Here is a 21,655-nt window from a genome sequence, read left to right on the forward strand (position 1 = left end):
GAGAAACATCCTATATTCAGGGAAAGAAAAGCCGCTGATTCGGTAGTGATCGGCAGGGTTCTCTAAAACACTGGAAAGACTTCAATAAATGACCGACATATCCGTAACCGAAAACGGCGGCAATGCCGAGTATGGCGCAGATTCCATCAAGGTTCTGAAGGGCCTTGATGCTGTGCGTAAGCGTCCCGGCATGTACATCGGCGACACGGATGATGGCTCGGGCCTGCATCACATGGTCTATGAGGTCGTCGACAACGCCATCGACGAGGCGCTGGCCGGCCATGCCGATATCGTCACGGTGACGCTCAATCCTGATGGCTCGGTGACTGTCACGGACAACGGCCGCGGCATCCCGACGGATATCCACACCGGCGAAGGCGTTTCCGCTGCCGAGGTCATCATGACCCAGCTTCACGCCGGCGGTAAGTTCGACCAGAATTCCTACAAGGTCTCCGGCGGCCTGCATGGCGTCGGCGTCTCCGTCGTTAACGCATTGTCCGTCTGGCTGAGGCTGAAGATCCGCCGCCAGGGCAAGATCCATGAAATGAGCTTCACCCACGGAGTCGCCGACGCGCCGCTCAAGGAGACCGGCGATGCCGGCACCGAGACGGGCACGGAAGTCAGTTTCATGCCGAGCTCGCTGACCTTCACCATGACGGAATTCGACTACGCGACTTTGGAGCATCGTCTGCGCGAGCTCGCGTTCCTGAACTCCGGCGTCCGCATTCTCTTGACCGACAAGCGCCATTCCGACGTCAAGCAGGAAGAAATGATCTATGACGGCGGCCTCGAGGCTTTCGTCGCCTATCTCGATCGCGCCAAGAAGCCGCTGGTCGAAAAACCGGTATCCATCCGCGGCGAAAAGGATGGCATCACCGTCGAAGTGGCGATGTGGTGGAATGACAGCTACCACGAAAACGTGCTCTGCTTCACCAACAACATCCCGCAGCGCGACGGCGGCACGCATATGGCAGGCTTCCGAGGTGCGCTGACGCGCCAGATCACCTCCTATGCCGACACCTCCGGCATCACCAAGAAGGAAAAGGTGACGCTGACGGGTGACGATTGCCGTGAAGGACTGACCGCGGTGCTTTCTGTAAAGGTACCGGACCCGAAATTCTCCTCGCAGACCAAGGACAAGCTGGTGTCGTCGGAAGTGCGTCCGGTGGTCGAAAGCCTCGTCAACGAAGCGCTGAGCACTTGGCTCGAAGAACATCCGGCCGATGCGAAGGTGCTGGTCGGCAAGGTCGTTGAAGCCGCCGCCGCCCGCGAGGCCGCCCGCAAGGCACGCGAACTGACCCGGCGCAAGGGCGCTCTCGATATCGCGTCCTTGCCCGGCAAGCTTGCCGACTGCTCCGAACGCGATCCGGCCAAGTCCGAAGTCTTCCTCGTGGAGGGTGATTCGGCAGGTGGTTCGGCCAAGCAGGGCCGTTCGCGCGAAAATCAGGCGATCCTGCCGCTGCGCGGTAAGATCCTCAATGTCGAGCGCGCCCGCTTCGACAAGATGCTGTCGAGCCAGGAAATCGGCACGCTGATCACTGCCCTTGGCACCGGCATCGGCAAGGACGAGTTCAACGCCGACAAGCTGCGCTATCACAAGATCATCATCATGACGGACGCCGACGTCGACGGCGCCCACATTCGCACGCTGCTGCTGACCTTCTTCTTCCGGCAGATGCCCGATCTCATCGAGCGCGGTCATCTCTATATCGCCCAGCCGCCGCTCTATAAGGTGACGCGCGGGAAATCGGTGCAATATGTGAAGGACGAGAAGGCGCTGGAAGAATATCTGATCGGCCAAGGCCTCGAGGATGCCAGCTTGCATCTCGGCACCGGTGAAGTCCGCGCCCGCCAGGATCTGCGGGAGGTCATTTCCGATGCGCTCCGCCTGCGCACCCTACTCGACAATCTGCATTCGCGCTACAACCGCGCCGTCATTGAACAGGCGGCAATTGCCGGCGCTCTGAATGCCGAGCTCGTCAGCAATCCGGCGCGGGCCGAAAACCTGGTGAATGATGTTGCCAAGCGGCTCGACATCATTGCCGAAGAAACCGAACGCGGTTGGAGCGGCGGCCTCACCAGCGAAGGCGGCTTGCGTTTCGAGCGCATGGTGCGGGGCGTCAAGGAAGTCGTCATTCTCGACATGGCGCTGATCGGCTCGCAGGACGCACGTCTTATCGATCAACTCGCCTTGCGTCTGAAGGAAATCTATGACCTCCCGCCGAAGCTCGTTCGCCGCGACGGCGAAACCGAGATTTCCGGTCCGCGCATGCTGCTGGAAACCATCTTCGCCGGCGGCCGCAAGGGTCTCACCATGCAGCGATACAAGGGTCTCGGCGAAATGAATGCCGAGCAGCTTTGGGAAACGACGCTCGATCCGAACGTTCGTTCGCTTCTGCAGGTTAAGGTCGCCGATGCGACCGATGCCGACGGTTTGTTTGCCCGGCTCATGGGTGACGAGGTCGAGCCCCGGCGCGAGTTCATCCAGGACAACGCACTCAGCGTCGCCAATCTCGATATCTGATCGCCAATTTCCGAAACAAAAAAGGCCCGCCCGATGCCTCAGGCGGGCCTTTCCATTTTAAGGATCAATTACTTGGCGACAAAGGTGCCGTTAAAGGCGACCTCGGAAAGCGGCTTGCGATGGTTCGGCACTTCACGTTCCCTGAGCTTCTCCGGAAGCTGGTCCTTGTCGCCAATCTTACCGATCGCAACGGCGGCCTCGACGCGGAAGCCTTGGGGAATGCCGAGAACCTCGTAGGATTTCTCGACATGGAAGCCGCCCATGCCGTGAGCTGCATAGCCGGCTAGGTGCGCCTGCAGCGCCAGGAAGCCCCAGGCCGTACCAGCGTCGAAGGAGTGGCTGTAGCTGGGCTTCTGCTCAGCGGAGCCGAGTTCGCCATTGTGGGTGCGCGAAATGACGAAAAGCAGCGCGGCAGCGGACTTCGCCCAGCCCTGGTTGAACTCGATCAGCAGATCGAGAAATTTCTCCCAGTTCTCCGAGCCGCGCAGCGCATAGACGAAGCGCCAGGGCTGCATATTGGAGGCGGACGGCGCCCAGTGGGCGGCTTCCAATATGGTCAGGAGATCGGCCTCCGGCATGGTTTCGTTGGAATAGGCGCGCGGCGACCAACGGTCGAGAAAGAGCTTGTCGATCGGATATTGCGATTCGCGGGAATTGCTGGATGTCATAAGGTTCTTTCCATCTGAGGAGAGGCATTCGCCGGCCGTTGGGAGCGGACAAGGCGATTGACCTTGGAGGATACGAAGCGGACCCTATACGCGGCTTGTGTCAGCAGTCCAGACAACGTCGAGCTCTTCGCGGAAGGCAAATCGCCTGAGGTGATCGGCCACCACATTCTGCATGCGCTCAAGATCCTGCGGATTTTCGACATGTAGGGTCATCCGCAAAGCGGAGGCATCGGCCGCGAACTCCACGGAGGTTTCGGGGCTGAAAGGCACCTTGCCGGCGGTTTCGTTGAATTCGACGGTGAATCGGTGGCTCCAGTGCTTGCAGAGCTGCTGCAGGTAGCGGCTGGCATGCTCGGTTTTCACGGAAGAAACGGACGTAGGCATATGGCGCTCCGATAACTGGAATTTGCTAGGCAAGTTTATAGTCGCATCCGGCTCTGCCCGGTAGACAGTCTGTTTCAACATTGCGTTATTTCGGCGAAATCCGATTTCGCTATGATCGCCTCCGACAGAACGCGCGCGAATTGGAGACAGAACTCGTGCTGGTGAACGGAAAATGGATGGAGGACTGGCAGCCCGTCCAGGCCAAGGATGAAAAGGGCGGCTTCGTTCGCCAGACCTCAAGCTTCCGCAACTGGGTGACGCCGGATGGGCGGCCAGGCCCGACGGGTGAGGGTGGTTTTGCTGCCGAGGCCGGCCGATACCATCTGTATGTTGCTCTCATCTGCCCCTGGGCCTCGCGTACACTCATCGGCCGCAAGCTGAAGGGCCTGGAAGATGTCATTTCCGTATCGGTGGTCGAGCCAGGCTTGAGCAAACAGGGCTGGCGCTTCGGCAATTCTCCTGGCGCGACCGACGATCCGGTCAACGGTGCCAGCTATATGCACGAAATCTATACAAAGGCCGATCCGCTCTTCTCCGGCCGCGCCACCGTGCCGGTGCTTTGGGACAAACGGAAGGGCATGATCGTCAACAACGAATCCGCCGATATCCTGCGCATGTTGAACGACGGCTTCGGCGATCTCGCCAGCCATACGATCGATCTTTATCCGGCCGGCCTGCGCGAGGATATCGATGCTTTCAACGCCCGCATCTATCCGGTTCTCAACAATGGCGTCTACCGCGCCGGTTTCGCAACGACGCAGATCGCCTATGAAGAGGCTTTTAACGAGGTATTCGATTGCCTCGATTGGGTCGAGAAGGAGCTGGAGGGCAGGGACTTTCTCTTTGCCGATCATCCGACCGAAAGCGATATCAGGCTGTTCGTCACGCTCGTTCGCTTCGACGTCGCCTATCATGGCTTGTTCAAATGCAATCTCCGCCGCCTGTCGGACTATGCCAATCTCCAAGCCTTCTGCCGTCGCATGCTCGATTGGCCGGGCGTCGCCGAAACCGTCAATTTCGACCATATCAAGCGCGGCTACTACTCGATTGCGTCGCTCAATCCGACTGGAATTGTCCCTGCAGGTCCGGCGCTCGACGAGCTTTTCTGATACTCGACCGTCTCTGAAAACCGGTCTAAGGTCTGCCTTTGTTTGAGTGAGGCGGCGGCCGTGGATTGGGAGGAGTTTCGGCGCTGGTCGGAAAAAGCGGCGAACTGGGGCGCGGACTATCGCGCATCGGTGCGGGCGCAGACGAGGCCGGGCGAAATCGCGCCGATTCTCCGCCGGAATCCGGCGAAGCGACGGAGGATATCTTCAAAAATTTTGAGGATATCCTTTGTTCCCGGCATGACGCATGAGGAGCGCGCTGCCAGGCTCTCCGAAATCGATGGGTGACACTAGTGAATAATTCGTTCATATACGGTGAGACCAATCTCATCTTTGAAAATGCAGGGAAGGAAGACCTATGAAATTGTTGCGTGTTGGCGAAGCCGGCAAGGAAAAGCCGGCGCTTCTGGATAGCGACGGCAAGATCCGCGATCTCTCCGCCCACGTCGCGGATATCGGCGGCGAGGCGATTTCACCCGCCGGTCTGGCGAAGATTGCCGCGCTCGATCCGAAGAGCCTGCCCGAACTGGCGGAAGGTCGTATCGGCGCATGTGTGGCCGGCACCGGCAAGTTCATCTGCATCGGCCTGAACTTCTCCGACCACGCCGCGGAAACCGGCGCCACCGTGCCGCCGGAGCCGATCATCTTCATGAAGGCCAGCTCAGCCATCGTCGGCCCGAACGACAACGTGCTGATCCCGCGCGGCTCAGAAAAGACCGATTGGGAAGTCGAACTCGGCGTCGTCATCGGGAAGACCGCGAAATATGTCAGCGAGGCCGATGCGCTGGACTATGTCGCCGGTTACTGCGTCTCGCACGATGTCTCCGAACGCGCCTTCCAGACGGAACGCTCGGGACAGTGGACCAAGGGCAAGTCCTGCGACACTTTCGGCCCGATCGGCCCTTGGCTCGTCACCAAGGATGAGATCGCCAATCCGCAGAATCTCGGCATGTGGCTGAAGGTCAACGGCAAGACGATGCAGAACGGCTCGACCAAGACCATGATCTACGGCGTCGCTTACCTCGTCTCCTATCTCAGCCAGTTCATGTCTCTGCATCCGGGCGACGTCATCTCCACCGGCACGCCTCCGGGCGTCGGAATGGGCATGAAGCCGCCGCAATATCTGAAGCCGGGCGACGTCGTCGAACTCGGCATAGAAGGCCTCGGCACACAGCGTCAAACCTTCCTGGCCGACGCTTGATGAACGTGCACGATCAGGAACTTTAACGTTTTGAGACCATTATTGATGCCGGAGACGCCATTCTCCGGCATTTTTTATACGGGCAAGACTCCGAAAGGGCTATGTTGCCCTGCAATAAAAACTGCTAGTCTCTATAAAAGAGTTTTTCATAGATGAGGGTCGCGCTGGGGGAGTGTTCCTCGTCTGATCACCTCGAAAGGTAATGATTTTATGTTTTATCAACTCTATGAACTTAATCATGCCGCTCTCGCACCTTTCCGCGCCGCTGCCGACATGATGCGCCTGGCCTATGCCAATCCGCTTAATCCCCTATCCCACACGATGCTCGGCCGCACGGTGACGGCAAGTCTCGAAGTCTTCGAGCGCACCACACGACGCTACGGCAAGCCGGAATTCGGGCTACACGAAACCTCGATCGGGGGAAAGGTGGTCTCGGTCCATGAAAAGATCGTCTGGAACAAGCCTTTCTGCAATCTGATCCATTTCGAACGCAGCCTGCCCGCCGGCCATGGCAGCGATCCCCGCATCCTGATCGTCGCGCCGATGTCGGGTCACTATGCGACGCTGCTGCGTGGCACCGTGGAAGCCCTGCTGCCGAGCGCCGATATCTACATCACCGACTGGATCGATGCCCGCATGGTGCCGATGGCCGATGGCACCTTCGATCTGGAAGATTATATCGATTACGTCATCGAGATGCTGCATCAGCTCGGGCCGGATACCCATGTCATTGCCGTCTGTCAGCCCTCCGTGCCGGTTCTGGCCGCAGCCGCGGTGATGGAAGCGGCCGGTGATCCGCTGTCGCCATCGTCGATGACGCTGATGGGCGGCCCGATCGACACGCGCATCAATCCGACGGCGGTGAACCAGCTCGCCAAGGACAGGCCGCTTGAATGGTTCGCCGACAATGTCATCATGAACGTGCCCTGGCCGCAGCCGGGCTTCCTGCGCCCGGTCTATCCGGGCTTCCTGCAGCTCTCGGGCTTCATGTCAATGAACCTCGATCGGCACATGACCGCGCATAAGGATTTCTTCATGCATCTCGTCAAGAACGACGGCGAGCCGGAGAAGCACCGCGATTTCTACGACGAATATCTGGCGGTCATGGATTTGACGGCGGAATTCTATCTGCAGACCGTCGATCAGGTGTTCATCAAGCATGCGCTGCCCAAGGGCGAGCTGACGCATCGCGGTCAGCGAGTCGATCCGACGGCGATCCGCAATGTCGCACTGCTGACGGTCGAAGGCGAAAACGACGATATTTCCGGTGTCGGTCAGACCAAAGCGGCGCAGACCATCTGCACCAACATCCCTGAGGATATGCGAATGCACTATCTGCAGCCGGATGTCGGCCACTACGGCGTCTTCAACGGCTCGCGTTTCCGCCGCGAAATCGCACCGCGCATCGTCGCTTTCACGCGTGAACATAGCCGCACCGGAAGGCCGGTCGTCAAGCGTGTGATCAAGGGCGGTAAATCCGCCTGAAATTGCAAAAAATTAGCTTTTGTTGAATTATTGGGCCGGATTCAAAGGCTTGTCCGATTTTCCGATCAAAAGGCATTGAAGGCTCACGAAGAGGTTACCATCTCGATTCCAGCGGTTCGGCATGTGGCCGGGCCGCCTTACTGCGAGGATACCTCACGATGAACCACCAGTCAGCATTGCTTCGCCCGGATTGGACTCCGGCTACCATTGCCCTGATGATACTTGGCTTCGTGGTCTTCTGGCCTCTGGGTCTCGCCATGCTTGCCTATATTCTCTTCGGTGAACGCCTGAGAGATTTCAAACGGGATGTGAACCAGAGGGCCGACGGCATGTTTGCCGGCTGCGGCCGCCACCGCGGCCGTTATCGCCAGCATTTCTCCACCGGCAATGTCGCCTTCGACGATTGGCGCCGGGCAGAGCTGGAGCGCCTCGAAGAGGAGCGCCGCAAACTTGATGAAATGCGCGCCGAGTTCGACACCTATGTCCGCGAACTCCGCCGCGCCAAGGATCAGGAAGAGTTCGATCGTTTCATGCGCGACCGCAACAACGTCAAGCGCAATGGTGACGGCGGCCCACCTTCCGAATTCAAAACGCCGTAATTGCAACAGCTTTTCCAGTCAGAACCGGCATCCGGCGATGCCGGTTTTTCTTTGCCAGAAACCCCAGCGAATCGTATAAAACTGCTTTTCATGTTTCCGCTTTCGTCCAGATCCCGCCGACCTGTTCCCAAGCCGCCCGCGCCGGAAACGCGCACGTTGGATGTGGCCGGCCGGCTGATGCCTCTAACGATCCGCCAGCACGAGCGGGCGACACGGATCACGCTCAGGATCGAGCCCGGCGGTCGGGCGCTGAAGATGACCATTCCGCGCGGCCTGGCCGCCCGCGAGATCAATGCCTTTCTAGACCGGCATCAGGGCTGGCTGCTGACCAAGCTTGCGAAATTCTCCACTGAGGCAAATCTCCAGAGCGGCAGTGAAATTCTGTTGCGCGGCATCCGTCATCGCATCGAGCACACCGGCGGCCTGCGCGGCCTGACCGAGGCTGTCATCGCCGATGGCCTGCCAATTCTACGCGTCAGCGGCCTGCCGGAACATGCCGGCCGCCGCATCGCGACCTTCCTCAAGAAGGAGGCGCGCGCCGATCTGGAAAGACTGGTGGCGGTGCATGCAAAAGCGATCCGCGCGACGGTCTCCTCCATCAGCATGAAGGATACCCGCAGCCGCTGGGGTTCCTGCTCCTCAGGGGGGAACCTGAGCTTTTCCTGGCGCATCGTCATGGCGCCGCCGCTGGTGATCGACTATCTCGCCGCCCACGAGGTCGCGCACTTACGCGAAATGAACCACGGCCCGCGCTTCTGGGCACTCTGCCGTAAGCTCTGCCCCGACATGGACGAGGCCAAGGCCTGGCTGAAGCGCCACGGCAGCCAGCTTCATGCGATCGATTTCGATTGAGCCCAGTTTGGCGCTTACAAGGCTCGCAAAATTCCCCCGATCGTCGCCTTTAGGCTCGACTCTTTTGAAATTTCATGTCACTCCGCTGCCATGAACCCGGATATCAAAATTTGTGGCCTGAAGACGCCGGAAGCCGTAGATCGCGCTCTTGAGCGCGGCGCCACCCATATCGGCTTCATCTTCTTTGAAAAGAGCCCGCGCTATGTCGAACCGGACGTTGCCGGCCGGTTGGCGGAACGCGCGCGCGGCAAGGCAAAGATCGTCGCCGTGACGGTCAATCCCAGCAATGACGATTTGGATGAGATCGTCTCGCTGGTGCGCCCGGATCTGCTGCAGCTTCATGGCAATGAAAGCCCGGAACGTGTGCTGACCATCAAAGCGGTCTATAATGTGTCCGTCATGAAGGCCATGGCGGTGCGCACCGCCGACGATCTGAAGCGGGTGGAATCCTATATCGGCATTGCCGATCGTTTCCTGTTCGATGCCAAGCCGCCCGCCGGTTCCGAACTGCCGGGCGGAAACGGCGTGTCCTTCGATTGGAGCCTGATGAGCTGGCTCGACGATCGGGTGGATTACATGCTGTCGGGCGGCGTCAACAAGGACAACGTCGCGGAGGCGCTTGCCTCCACCAAGGCCACAGGCATCGATCTTTCCTCCGCCCTCGAAAGTGCGCCGGGCGTGAAGGATCTGAACAAGATCGACCAGTTTTTCGACGCTTTTGCAGAAGCATGTCTGCCGGAACCGGCAGCAGGGAGTAGAGAGTGAACCAGACGCCAAAACTGAATTCCTTCCGCGCCGGTCCCGATGAGGACGGCCGTTTCGGCATTTACGGCGGCCGTTTCGTGGCCGAAACGTTGATGCCGCTGATCCTGGACCTGCAGGAGGAATGGAACAAGGCGAAGAATGATCCGACCTTCCAGGCGGAGTTGAAATCGCTTGGCACTCATTACATCGGTCGCCCGAGCCCGCTCTATTTCGCCGAGCGCCTGACGGCTGAGCTTGGCGGTGCCAAGATCTATTTCAAGCGCGAAGAGCTGAACCATACCGGTTCGCACAAGATCAACAATTGCATCGGCCAGATCCTGCTTGCCAAGCGCATGGGCAAGACCCGCATCATCGCCGAAACCGGCGCCGGCCAGCATGGCGTTGCCTCCGCGACGGTCGCCGCTCGCTTCGGTTTCCCTTGCGTGGTCTACATGGGCGCGACCGACGTCGAGCGCCAGGCGCCGAACGTTTTCCGCATGAAGCTGCTCGGTGCCGAGGTGGTTCCGGTCACCGCCGGCAGCGGCACGCTGAAGGATGCTATGAACGAGGCCCTTCGTGACTGGGTCACCAATGTCGACGACACCTATTACCTGATCGGCACGGCCGCCGGCCCGCATCCCTATCCGGAAATGGTCCGCGACTTCCAGTCGGTGATCGGTACGGAAGCCAAGCAACAGATGCTTGAGGCCGAAGGCCGCCTGCCGGATCTCGTCGTCGCTGCCGTTGGCGGCGGTTCCAACGCCATCGGCATCTTCCACCCCTTCCTCGATGATGAGGACGTCAAGATCGTCGGCGTCGAAGCCGGCGGTAAGGGTCTGCAGGGCGATGAGCATTGCGCCTCCATCACCGCCGGTTCGCCCGGCGTGCTGCATGGCAACCGCACTTATCTGCTGCAGGATGGCGACGGCCAGATCAAGGAAGGCCATTCGATTTCGGCCGGCCTCGACTATCCCGGCATCGGCCCGGAACATTCCTGGCTGAACGATATCGGCCGCGTCGAATATGTGCCGATCATGGACCATGAGGCGCTGGAAGCCTTCCAGACACTGACGCGCCTCGAAGGCATCATCCCGGCGCTGGAGCCGAGCCATGCGCTTGCCGAAGTCATCAAGCGCGCGCCGAAGATGGGCAAGGACGAGATCATCCTGATGAATCTGTCCGGCCGCGGCGACAAGGACATCTTCACCGTCGGCAAGATTCTGGGAATGTGAGTTAGACACCATGACCGCACGTATGGACAAACGCTTTGCCGCCCTGAAGGCTGAAGGCCGCCCGGCACTCGTCACCTATTTCATGGGTGGCGATCCCGATTACGAGACCTCGCTCGGCATCATGAAGGCGCTGCCGGAAGCCGGCGCCGACGTCATCGAACTCGGCATGCCCTTCTCCGATCCCATGGCCGATGGCCCGGCGATCCAGCTTGCCGGCCAGCGCGCTCTGAAGGCCGGTCAGACGCTGAAGAAGACGCTGCAGCTCGCCGCCGATTTCCGTGAAGTCGACGCCGATACGCCGATCGTGATGATGGGCTACTACAACCCGATCTATATCTACGGCGTCGACAAGTTCCTCGATGACGCGCTGGCCGCGGGCATCGATGGCCTGATCGTCGTCGATCTGCCACCGGAAATGGATGACGAGCTCTGCATCCCGGCGATCCGCAAGGGCATCAATTTCATTCGTCTCGCAACGCCGACCACCGACGACAAGCGCCTACCGACCGTGTTGAACAACACCTCCGGCTTTGTCTACTACGTCTCGATGAACGGCATCACCGGTTCGGCGCTGCCGGACCCGTCACTGGTCTCCGGCGCCGTCAAGCGCATCAAGCAGCATACGGACCTGCCGGTCTGCGTCGGTTTCGGCGTCAAGACGGCCGAGCACGCCAAGCTGATCGGTGCCTCCGCCGACGGTGTTGTCGTCGGCACGGCCATCGTCAACCAGATCGCCACCAGCCTGACCAAGGACGGCAAGGCGAGTGCCGATACCATCCAGGCGGTCGCGACGCTGGTGCGCGGTCTCTCGACGGGAACGCGTTCGGCGCGCCTTGTTGCTGCCGAATAGTTTCCCCACATAGGCGGAAGCTTCAATCGGAGTCGGTTGAAGAAGCGGCCTATGCGCATCAGAGCAATTCCAGGAAAAGTGCGTAGCGGTTTTCCGTCCGGGATTGCGTAAAAACAACAAACTAGAGCGGTTCAGCGATTCCGTGAAGCGTTGAACCGCTCTAGGTGTCGACCACGATAACGGTACATTCAGTCGATCAGGAGTTTTCGAATTGAACTGGATCACGAATTACGTCCGCCCGCGGATCAATTCCATGCTGGGCCGCCGCGAAGTGCCGGAAAATCTCTGGATCAAGTGCCCGGAGACCGGCGAGATGGTCTTCCACAAGGATCTGGAAGACAACAAGTGGGTCATTCCCGCTTCCGGTTTCCATATGAAGATGCCGGCCAAGGCTCGCCTTGCCGATCTCTTCGACAATGGCGAATATGAAGCGCTGGCGCAGCCGAAGGTCGCACAGGACCCGCTGAAGTTCCGCGATTCCAAGAAATATACCGACCGCCTGAAGGACAGCCGCGTCAAGACTGAGCAGGAAGATACGATCCTCGCCGGTGTCGGCAAGGTTCAGGGTCTGAAGCTCGTTGCCGTCGTGCATGAGTTCAATTTCATGGGCGGCTCGCTCGGCATCGCCGCCGGCGAAGCGATCGTCAAGGCGTTCGAACGCGCCATTGCCGAAAAGTGCCCGCTGGTGATGTTCCCGGCCTCGGGCGGTGCGCGCATGCAGGAAGGCATTCTGTCCCTGATGCAGCTGCCGCGCACCACGGTTGCCGTCGACATGCTGAAGGAAGCCGGCCAGCCCTATATCGTCGTGCTGACCAATCCGACGACCGGCGGCGTCACGGCGTCCTACGCCATGCTCGGCGATGTCCATCTTGCGGAACCGGGCGCGGAAATCTGCTTTGCCGGCAAGCGCGTCATCGAACAGACGATCCGCGAAAAGCTGCCGGAAGGTTTCCAGACCTCGGAATATCTGCTCGAACACGGCATGGTCGACATGGTCGTCAAGCGCCACGATATCCCCGATACCCTGGCGACGCTTCTGAAGATACTGACCAAGAAGCCGGCAAATGACGTGGCTGCGAAGGACCTGAACGGCGCGGCGCTGCCGATGGCGGCGAGAGCCTGACCTAGAACAGTTCAGCGCCTCACGGAATCGCTGAACTGTTCTATCTCTTTGTTTTCACGCAATTCCGGACGGAAAACCGCTTCGCACTTTTCCTGGAATTGCTCTAAAACGAAATGGCCGAAAGGCGGAGGTGCGGGATGACGGCTATGGATCAATCCGCAATGAGCGAAGCGGCACGGGAAATCGACAAGCTGATGGGGCTGCATCCCAAAGGCTTCGATCTGTCGCTGGACAGAATCACCAGGCTGCTCGACATTCTCGGCAATCCGCAGAAAAAATTGCCGCCGGTGATCCATGTCGCCGGCACCAACGGAAAGGGCTCGGTGACGGCCTTCTGCCGCGCGCTTCTTGAGGCCGGCGGCCTCAGCGTGCATGTTCATACCTCGCCGCATCTGGTCAATTGGCATGAGCGTTATCGCCTCGGCGTCAAGGGCGGCCGCGGCAAGCTGGTCGACGATGCGGTTTTTGCCGATATGCTTCGGCGGATTGCCGACGCCAATGACGGCGAGAAGATCACGGTATTCGAAATCCTCACCGCGGCGACTTTCATGCTGTTTGCCGAGCATCCGGCCGATGTCGCAATCATCGAAGTCGGCCTCGGTGGCCGTTTCGACGCCACCAACGTCATTTCCGATCCGGCCGCTTCGGTGATCATGCCGATTTCGCTCGATCACCAGCCCTATCTTGGCGACCGCGTCGAACTGATCGCGGCCGAGAAGGCGGGGATCATGAAACCCGGCCGTCCGGTTGTCATTGGCCATCAGGATTACGATGCCGCCTTGGACGTGCTGATATCGACTGCCGAGCGGCTGCGCTGCCCGACTGCGATTTTCGGCCAGGATTTTTCCGCCCACGAGGAATATGGCCGGCTGGTCTATCAGGACGAGTTCGGGCTCGCCGACCTGCCGCTGCCGCGTCTGCCGGGCCGGCATCAATATGCCAATGCCGCCGCCGCCATCCGCGCCGTCAAGGCCGCTGGCTTCGTCGTCACGGAGGCGATGATGGAAAAGGCGATGACGTCGGTCGAATGGGCCGGTCGGCTGCAGCGGTTGACGGAGGGCGATTTGCTGCAGCACGCGCCGGAAGGCGCGGAAATCTGGGTCGACGGCGGCCACAATCCCGGTGCCGGCGAGGTCATTGCCGAGGCCATGGCCAATTTCGAAGAGCGTCAGCCGCGGCCGCTGTTCCTGATCACCGGCATGATCAATACCAAGGATCCCGTCGGCTATTTCAAGGCGTTCGCCGGCCTCGCGGAGAAGGTCTATTGCGTCCCGATCCGAGGCAGCGATTCTATGATTGACCCAGTGGTTCTGGCGGGTGCGGCCTATGACGCCGGCTTGGTGGCCGAGCCGATGTCGAGCGTCGGCCAGGCGCTGGATGCGATCAGGGAACTGGCGGTGCCCGATTTGCCGGCGCCGCGCATTCTGATCGGCGGCTCGCTTTATCTCGTCGGCGATGTTCTTGCCGATAACGGCACACCGCCGACGTGATTCCGGTGGGGTGGTCAACCACCCGCCCTCGTGCTTGAGACGGCCCTGCGGGCCTCCTCAGCATGAGGGCTGACCTTTGCGTCCGGCCGCGCTATGGGCTCATCATTCATCTCTGCGTCGCCGTGGCGACGAACCTGCTCCATCCTCGCCCTGAGGTGCGAAGCCTCGAAGAGCGAGGATGGCCCGTGTTCTCCGACCAACAAAAAAGCCCGCACGAAGCGGGCTTTTTCATTCTCTTTGTCGATACCTATTAAGCGGCGCTGGAAATCCAGCTCTGCAGCGCGGTCTTGGGGGCGGCGCCAACCTTGATGTCGGCAACTTCGCCGGCCTTGAACATGGCAAGCGTCGGGATCGAGCGAACGCCGAACTGGGCAGCCAGTTCCGGATTTTCGTCGATATTGAGCTTGGCGACCTTCACCTTGCCTTCGAACTGTACGGCGAGCTCTTCGAGAGCCGGCGCGATCATCTTGCACGGACCGCACCATTCGGCCCAGAAATCAACGACGACAGGCTCTGCGGACTGCAGGACTTCGGCAGCAAAGTTGGAGGTATCGACTTTCACGGTAGCCATAGGCTGCTCCTTACCAGGATTTGCGGTTGCTAGATAATGTGATGGTGCGGTGCCCGAATTTCAATATTTGGTATTTCACTTTGTTTTGAGCTCCGCAAGCGCCAATGCGAGCGCTTCTTGGGAGAGCGTGTGGATCGAGGCATTCTCGGTATAGACGAGCACGCAATCGATACGTTTGCCGGGGTAAAGAGGCGAAAGGATCTCGCGATAGATGGCAAGCTGCGCCCGGTGGGCGAAGGGAATCTCCCCGGCGGTACGCGGCGGTACGCGATTCGTCTTGTAGTCGAGGATGACCACGCGGTCGTCGAGCGCGGTCAGCCGGTCGATGCGGCCGGAGACGGCATAATTCTGATCGCCGAGCGTCAGCGTGCCCATGATCGAGACTTCGGCCTGGGCATGGGCGCTGAAAACCCCCTGCAAGTCCGGGTGCGACAGCAGCGCCATCACCGAGCCGATCAGCGTTTCGCGCTCGGCCTGCGGCCAGAAGCGTGCTGCTCGTTCCGCATAACGCCGCGCGGCATCGGTGCGATCCGCCGGTGCGATTTCCGGCAAGGTCTGCAGCATGCGGTGAATGAAGCGGCCCTTTTCCAAGGAGCGATCCGATTTGGCTTTCTCGGTGAACAAAGGCGAGGCGACGAGCAGATTGTCGGCCTCGTCGTCGATGATGGTGCCGGCACCGGAAGGGCTGAGCGGCCGGGGCAGGTTTCGTTGCGCCGGCAACGGCCGACTCAATCCGACCGGCAGCGCTCCTCGGTCCACGGCAGTTTCCACCTGTTCCATATGCTCGAAACTGCGCTCGACCTGGGTGACACGCCAGCTCAATCCGTGCCATTCGCCGTCCGGTCCGGAGAAAGTGACCGGGGTGCAGCGCTCGCTATCCTGGCGCAGCGTTCTGGAAATCATAGCATGCCATGTATCGGCGTTTTCGCGGATGCCGCGATAGCCGCAGACGATCAGCCGGTCGGCGGCGCGTGTCATGCCGACATAGAGCAGGCGGCGATATTCCTCCTCCGCCAAGGATTGCAGCCTCGTCGCATCGGCTTGTGTCAGCGAATTGGCAAGGGCGCTAACCGGCACCCAGACGGGCAGCGGGATTTCGCCCTTGCCGGTCTCGATCAGCCGCAGCTTGGGCAGGTGCGTATGGGTAAAGGCTTTGCTGCCGCCATCGACGAGGAAAACGATCGGCGCTTCCAGGCCCTTGGAGGCGTGCACCGTCATGATCCGTACCTCGTTGCGGCCCTTGTCCTGCTCGCGCTTCACGGTCGGCGCCTCCAGCTCCAGCGTCGAGATGAAGGATTGCAGGCCCGGCAGGCCGGAGGTTTCGTGGTCCAGCGTGAAGGTCAGGAACTCATCGAGAATATCGCTGACTTCGGTGCCGAGCCGCGCCAGGAACTGCCGCCGGCCGCCGAAGCTGCCGAGAACGCGCGCGTAGAAGTCATGCACGGACAGGCTTTTGGAGAGCGCCAGGAAGGTTTTCAGCCGGTCGACCGCATGGCGGAAGCGCTCATTGCCGTCATCAGCGAATCGCTGCAGATGGCTCCAGACGCTTTCATCATCGCCGCGATAAGCCGCGACCGCGAAAACATCGTCTTCGCTAAGATCGAACAGAGGACTTTTCAACAAAGATGCCAGCGAAAGATCATCTTCCGGCAGCAGCAGGAAACGGCCGAGCGCCAAAAGGTCCTGGATGGCGATGTGGCTGGTCAGCACCAGGCGGTCGGCGCCGGCGACGGGGATATTGTTGCGCCGCTTCAATGCCCGGGTCAGCGCGTTGACGAAGCTGTCGCGCTTGCGCACCAGCACCAGGATATCGCCCGCCTCGATGAAGCGTGCCTTTCCCTTCTCGATGATCGTCTCGCGGCCAATAATGTTGCCGATCGTCTGTGCCATGCGCCGCGCCAGGATCGCCGCCGGCGCACTTTCCGGCGTCGAATCGAAGGGCGCGGTCCAGTCCTCTTCCTTCGCCAGCGGCTCCGGCGCAATCATGTCCCAGAGATCGACGGCGCCGGGATGGCCGATGCGGCTGGAGCGGTGCACGACCGGCTCGGCGGCGGCGCTGAGGCCACGAGCGTTTTCGGGCGCCGTGAAGACATGATCGACTGCGGCCAGCACATCGGCGGTCGAACGGAAGGAGAGCGGTAGGCGGATCGATGAAAACTGCTGGCCGCTATTATCCACGCGCCGCCGCGTGCGGTCACTCTCCTCGGAGAAGCGCTCGGGCCGCGCACCCTGGAAGGAATAGATCGACTGCTTTTCGTCGCCGACCGCGAAGATGGTCCTGAGGGTCGGGCGCGCGCTTTCGCCGGAGAAGAAGTCCTCCGCCAGCGATTGGATGACGCTCCATTGGATAGGGCTGGTGTCCTGCGCCTCGTCGACAAGGATATGGTCTATGCCCTGGTCCAGCTTGTAGTGGATCCAGGGGCCGACATCCTTCTTGGTCAGGAGATCTGCGGTGCGGGTGATCAGGTCTTCGAAATCGAGTTGGCTGCGCCGCTTCTTCAATTCTTCGTAGTCGCTGTTCAGCCGGTCGGCGAGTGTGAGCGCCGCCCGTGTGGCGCGATACATCCGCATCAGCTTCAGCCGGTCGCGACAGGCGACGACATGCGTGCGGGCGGCGGCAACGGCGTCGGCCAGAGCGGGAGCATCGGCCAGCATCGCCTTGACGAAAAACTGGCTGTCCGACTTCGGCTCGCCCTTGGTAGTCAGCATCACCTTTTCGAGGATCTCTGTGCGGGCGATCGGGTTCGCTTCGCGTTTGGCAAGGCGCAGCCCGTAGGCGATATCCTGCGCCTTCGCCCCGCCCTTCAGATCGGCAAGGGTCAGATAAAGCTCCAGCGTCGAGCCGGAAAGACCGGGCAGAGGCCAATATCGCTCCGCAATCCCGGCTTCCGTGTCATCGGGAGAAAGACCGAGGCGGGCAAGCAGTGCAGTCTCGACGCCGCCCGTTCGTTCCGCTTCCGCCGTGAAGCGGCGGATGGCGTTGCGGTTGGCGACGATCTCGCCAAGCAATGTCTCCAAGCCTGATTCATCGCCGAGATCGAGCACATAGGCAAAGGCCTCGGCGAGTTCGGCATTCGGATGTTGCGGCGTTGCCGTTAGTAGCGACCGGCGGGCATCATCCAGCAGGGTCGCGGCGGCGCGGTCATCCAGCACCGAGAAATGGCCGGCAACATTGGCTTCCAGCGGGAATTGATGCAGCAGCGCTTCGCAGAAGGCGTGGATCGTCTGGATCTTCAGCCCCCCCGGCGTCTCCAGCGCCTTGGCAAAGAGGCGGCGTGCCTCGGCAAGCTTCAAGACACCCGGCTCCGCGCCTTCGATCTCGGCGATCCGCGCCTTCAACTCCTCGTCCGGCAGGGTTGCCCAGGCGGCCAGCCGATCGAAGACGCGGTTCGACATTTCGGAAGCGGCGGCCTTGGTGTAGGTGAGGCAAAGAATGGCTGACGGCCGTGCACCGGCAAGCAGCAGGCGGATGACGCGCTGCGTCAACACATGCGTCTTGCCGGAACCGGCATTGGCCGAGACCCAGGCGGATCGTTCCGGATCGGAGGCAATGGATTGCTGTACCGTCGTCCAGCCGATCCAGACGCCGGGATCGTCGCTTTCGGGCAGGTCAGCCAGCTCGCCGTTGGAGAGCTCACTCATCACCGCTTCCCTCCTGCTCGGTTTCCGCCGTCGACCATTCGGAGACGCGGGCTAGGTGGTCATAGTCGCCGCCATATTCGAATTGCTGGGCAGGGATCAGCCGTGACGAGAAGCCCTTTTCGCCGGATTGGAGCAGCGCGACGAATTTAACGAGCTGGTCCATCGACTCCTGGGCCAGATCCATAGCCGACTTTGTTTCCGTCTTGCCGCTGCCGCCGGACAGTTCGTTGTTGACCTGGTCGACCTTGAAGCGATCGCCGGGCCTCAGCCGGACATAGAGCAGGTTTTCCGGAACGAGCGGGCCGACATTACGGAAAGCGCCGGCCTTGAGGGCATGGGCTTCCAGTGCCAATTGCGGATCGAGCAGCGCGCGGGCCTGCGCCGGGGACGGATTATAGCCGGTCTTGTAGTCGATGATATCGGCGGCTCTGCTGCCTTTGAGATCGATGCGGTCGGCAACGCCGGTCAACCAGATTCCGATCGGCTCGATCTGGACGCCGGCCGGCACTTCCGTTGCCGTCGTGCGGATCTCCGGCCGCCGTTCCGCTTCCCAGGCGAGGAAAGCCCGCGCCACTTCGCGGAAACGTGGCCGCCAGACGCTGTCGATATGGGCGGGCAGTTGTTCGGCGTCGAAAAGCTCGGCGATAATGCCATCCATAGCCAGCGATGCATCGGGCGTGCCGGCGATATGACCCTCGCGGATGAAGCGATCGATGATCTTGTGATAGAGCGTGCCGCGCTCGGCCGGACCCGGGTCGCGATTGAACGGGGCGATCGGATCGAGCCGTAGGACGCGTCGGGCATAGATCGCATAGGGATCGCGGCGAAGACGGCCGACCTCGCTGAAGGAATAGCTTTTCGGCTGCAGCTCAGCCGGCGGTTTCGGCGAGGGCCTCACTGCCGGAGCCTGGCTTTCGCCCTCGTCAATCATTCCGGCCCAATGGCGGTATTGATCGCCGCGCGACTTTAATTCCGCCGCAAATGCCTTGCCGCCCAGTGCCATCAGCCGCTGCAGCCAGCGCGACGCCACCGTCGGGGTCGAACCCTGCCGCAGGGCGCGCGAATAGATCAGGTCGCGCGTCCCGTTCGCCATTTCGAAATCGTGGGCGAGCTGGCCGATGCGGCGCTCCGGCGGTTCCAGGCCGATCTCGGTCTTCATCGTACGGGAGATGAAGGGATTGTTGGCGGTCTGGCCCGGCCAGGAGCCTTCGTTGAGCCCGCCGAGGATCAGCGTATCGACGCTTTGCAGGCGCGCTTCCAGCGTGCCGAAGATAAACAGGCGGGGGTGGCTTAGCGCCCGAGGCTTGACCGCCTGCCCGGCGGAGAGCGCAGCTATGATATCGATCCACTGCGTCCCATCCGCTTCGAGCTGGCCGTCGGTGTCCATGACCTCCTTCAGGAGGCTTGCCAGCGTATCGCCCGCCTCGCCCGACCAGAGTCCGGCCAGATTACCGCGCTCATCGGCGGCAACGGCCTCAAGTGCACGGCCTGTCCGGTCGGCCCATTCGGAAAGGGTGGGAAGTTCCGCGGATGAGGACAACAGAGCGGAGGCCAGCGGCTCGCATGCACGGGTAATCTTTCGGGCCAGTGCGTGTGCGCGCTCTACGGCTTCAGGGGAGAGGGATTTACGCCAGTGCGGCGGATGGCGGTCCATTGCCTGTCCGGTGAGCTGCCGGTCGAGCAGGGATTCCAGCGTGCCGATATCGACATCGGCGATGCCGCCCCTCAAGGCGAGGATTTCCAGCGCATCGACGCCAAGCTGCAACGCATCTGGGGGGAGGCCGAAACGGGCGAGGGGGTGCTTGATGAGCGAAACGATGGCAACAGGGTCGCCGGGGCGAAGCGTCGCTTCCAGGAGCAATTGCAAGAGCGTTCCTTGCATCGTGGCGGAAAGCGGCGTGCCGGCCGAATCGTCGGCGGTGATGCCGAAGCGGGCGAGCTCCGCCGTCACCCGACGCGCGAGGTTGCGGTCCGGTGTGATCAGCGCTGCCTGGCTGTCGCCGCCGTTGCGTCCCGGCTTCTCCAGCGCGAGCCGCAAGGCAATGGCGATCGCCGTCGCCTCCTCGCGCTCGTTCGCAGCCTCGATCAGTGCGACCTCGGCGAAGGCTCGTTCGATCGCGTCCGGCGCGAGCGTCTTTTGCCACTCACCCCAGCCACTGGTCGCTTTCGCCGGCGCCAGGGCGCGCGATAGGACCTCGGCGCGCATCTGCATGTTCTCCGGCGCTTCGGCAACGGCTTCCACATCGCTTCGTTCCACGCGCAGCCGTTTCAACAACAGCGACAAACCATATTGCGAATGGCTGCGCGTTGTCGGATCGACCCTACCGCCAGCGCCGGTCTCCGGGGCCACAAGCCGCCAGTCCTCTTCCGGCATTGTGAGATCGAGGCCCGGCAGCACGATGACGCCCTGCGGCAAGGAGGCGACGGCGGCAATCAATTCGGCCGTCGCAGGCACGGAGCCGGTCGAGCCGGCGATGATGATCGGCCCGGCGTGCTGCATCGTGGCAAGCCGCTTCGCCTCGGCGCGCAGGATGGCGTTGCGGTGTCGGGCGGGCGAGGATTTGCCGAGTTCCTCCAGTCGCGCCGGCCAGAAGGCGCTGGCGATCTGCAGGAATTCGGCTGTCAATTGCCACCAGAGCGCATGGTCGTCGGCACTGAGATTGGCAAGCTCAGCCCAGTCGCGGTCCTCGGTTTCGATGGAATCGATGAGTTCGGCAAGATTGCGCGCCAGCCAGATGGCGTCTGCAGGACTTGCCGGAGCGACGAGCGGCGAGTCCGAATGAATGTCGCGGACAATCTGCGGCAGCCTGTTGCGCCAGGCAAGGATCAGCCGGGCGAGTTCCAGCAGCCGCGCGGTATTGGCAAGCGGCTGCGCCAGATCCGCAGTCGCGGGCAGGGCCTCCTCGAAATAGCCGCTATCATCGTCCGTCTCGCCGAGCGGTCGGATCACCGGCAGGATGGCGGAGCGACCGCCCAGCAGATCGACGAATTCCGAACGCAAAACGCGCGCCGCGCGCCTTGTCGGCAGGAAGATGGTGACCTTGGCAAGCGATAGCGGATCGCCGGGATCGTGGCGAAAGTGCTCGGTCAATCGGCCGTCGCAAAGCGCGCTGGCAAGGGTTTTCAGAAAGGGCAGGCCTGCCGGGATCGTCAGAATGCGTTGCCGGTGCCCGCCGGTCATCCG

The 21,655-nt window shown here is 61.3% G+C and carries 16 protein-coding genes and 1 pseudogene; 12 read left to right on the forward strand and 5 right to left on the reverse strand.

The genetic code is table 11. The features are described from left to right. The first annotated feature begins 88 nt into the window (after window positions 1–88). A complete protein-coding gene (gene gyrB / locus QA646_RS16690; RefSeq protein ID WP_283056518.1) occupies window positions 89–2,524 on the forward strand; it encodes a DNA topoisomerase (ATP-hydrolyzing) subunit B in 2,436 nt (811 codons plus the stop codon). Between the two features lie 68 nt (window positions 2,525–2,592). Here gyrB and QA646_RS16695 read toward each other — a convergent pair whose 3' ends face one another. Then, complete coding sequence (locus tag QA646_RS16695) at window positions 2,593–3,192, reverse strand: nitroreductase family protein (RefSeq protein ID WP_283056519.1); 600 nt, start codon at window positions 3,190–3,192, stop codon at window positions 2,593–2,595. Between the two features lie 84 nt (window positions 3,193–3,276). Beyond that, window positions 3,277–3,576 carry a DUF2218 domain-containing protein gene (locus QA646_RS16700; protein WP_283056520.1) on the reverse strand — a complete coding sequence of 100 codons (300 nt, stop codon included), beginning with the start codon at window positions 3,574–3,576 and terminating at the stop codon, window positions 3,277–3,279. Window positions 3,577–3,731: 155 nt separating this feature from the next. On the opposite strand from QA646_RS16700, the gene QA646_RS16705 reads away from it, so the two are divergent. The 11 genes and pseudogenes from QA646_RS16705 (at window position 3,732) to QA646_RS16755 (ending at window position 14,258) form a co-directional block, all read left to right on the forward strand. After that, window positions 3,732–4,685 (forward strand): glutathione S-transferase family protein, encoded by a 954-nt coding sequence (locus tag QA646_RS16705; protein WP_283058895.1) that lies wholly within the window; start codon window positions 3,732–3,734, stop codon window positions 4,683–4,685. Between the two features lie 60 nt (window positions 4,686–4,745). Then, window positions 4,746–4,931, forward strand: a pseudogene (locus tag QA646_RS16710) (aspartate aminotransferase family protein); the annotation flags it as partial. 109 nt (window positions 4,932–5,040) lie between these two features. Next, window positions 5,041–5,883, forward strand: coding sequence for a fumarylacetoacetate hydrolase family protein (locus QA646_RS16715; RefSeq protein WP_283056521.1), 843 nt, complete (start codon window positions 5,041–5,043; stop codon window positions 5,881–5,883). A 210-nt stretch (window positions 5,884–6,093) separates the two neighbouring features. Then, on the forward strand, window positions 6,094–7,368 hold the full coding sequence (gene phaZ / locus QA646_RS16720) for a polyhydroxyalkanoate depolymerase (protein WP_283056522.1): 1,275 nt from the start codon (window positions 6,094–6,096) through the stop codon (window positions 7,366–7,368). 158 nt (window positions 7,369–7,526) lie between these two features. Continuing rightward, the gene (locus QA646_RS16725) at window positions 7,527–7,967 is read left to right on the forward strand and encodes a DUF2852 domain-containing protein (protein WP_283056523.1); all 441 of its coding nucleotides are present in this window, start codon (window positions 7,527–7,529) and stop codon (window positions 7,965–7,967) included. A gap of 90 nt (window positions 7,968–8,057) precedes the next feature. Continuing rightward, window positions 8,058–8,819 (forward strand): SprT family zinc-dependent metalloprotease, encoded by a 762-nt coding sequence (locus QA646_RS16730; RefSeq protein ID WP_283056524.1) that lies wholly within the window; start codon window positions 8,058–8,060, stop codon window positions 8,817–8,819. Between the two features lie 90 nt (window positions 8,820–8,909). Continuing rightward, complete coding sequence (locus tag QA646_RS16735; RefSeq protein ID WP_283056525.1) at window positions 8,910–9,584, forward strand: phosphoribosylanthranilate isomerase; 675 nt, start codon at window positions 8,910–8,912, stop codon at window positions 9,582–9,584. Further along, on the forward strand, window positions 9,581–10,795 hold the full coding sequence (trpB, locus tag QA646_RS16740) for a tryptophan synthase subunit beta (protein ID WP_283056526.1): 1,215 nt from the start codon (window positions 9,581–9,583) through the stop codon (window positions 10,793–10,795). The genes QA646_RS16735 and trpB overlap by 4 nt, the downstream gene beginning before the upstream one ends. A 10-nt stretch (window positions 10,796–10,805) precedes the next feature. After that, window positions 10,806–11,645: a tryptophan synthase subunit alpha gene (trpA, locus tag QA646_RS16745; RefSeq protein WP_283056527.1), complete on the forward strand. Its 840-nt coding sequence runs from the start codon at window positions 10,806–10,808 to the stop codon at window positions 11,643–11,645. A 211-nt stretch (window positions 11,646–11,856) separates the two neighbouring features. Then, window positions 11,857–12,768, forward strand: coding sequence for an acetyl-CoA carboxylase, carboxyltransferase subunit beta (accD, locus tag QA646_RS16750; RefSeq protein WP_283056528.1), 912 nt, complete (start codon window positions 11,857–11,859; stop codon window positions 12,766–12,768). Window positions 12,769–12,929: 161 nt separating this feature from the next. Beyond that, window positions 12,930–14,258: a folylpolyglutamate synthase/dihydrofolate synthase family protein gene (locus QA646_RS16755; RefSeq protein WP_283058896.1), complete on the forward strand. Its 1,329-nt coding sequence runs from the start codon at window positions 12,930–12,932 to the stop codon at window positions 14,256–14,258. Between the two features lie 250 nt (window positions 14,259–14,508). Here QA646_RS16755 and trxA read toward each other — a convergent pair whose 3' ends face one another. The 3 genes from trxA to addB all read right to left on the reverse strand — a co-directional run bounded on the left by trxA (window position 14,509) and on the right by addB (window position 21,652). Continuing rightward, window positions 14,509–14,829 carry a thioredoxin gene (trxA, locus tag QA646_RS16760; protein WP_028753820.1) on the reverse strand — a complete coding sequence of 107 codons (321 nt, stop codon included), beginning with the start codon at window positions 14,827–14,829 and terminating at the stop codon, window positions 14,509–14,511. A gap of 75 nt (window positions 14,830–14,904) precedes the next feature. Beyond that, the gene (gene addA / locus QA646_RS16765) at window positions 14,905–18,471 is read right to left on the reverse strand and encodes a double-strand break repair helicase AddA (RefSeq protein WP_283056529.1); all 3,567 of its coding nucleotides are present in this window, start codon (window positions 18,469–18,471) and stop codon (window positions 14,905–14,907) included. After that, window positions 18,464–21,652, reverse strand: a complete 3,189-nt coding sequence (gene addB, locus QA646_RS16770; RefSeq protein WP_283056530.1) for a double-strand break repair protein AddB — start codon at window positions 21,650–21,652, stop codon at window positions 18,464–18,466. The genes addA and addB overlap by 8 nt, the downstream gene beginning before the upstream one ends. Window positions 21,653–21,655 lie beyond the last annotated feature (3 nt).

Source organism: Rhizobium sp. CB3090, assembly GCF_029714285.1.
GTDB lineage: Bacteria > Pseudomonadota > Alphaproteobacteria > Rhizobiales > Rhizobiaceae > Rhizobium.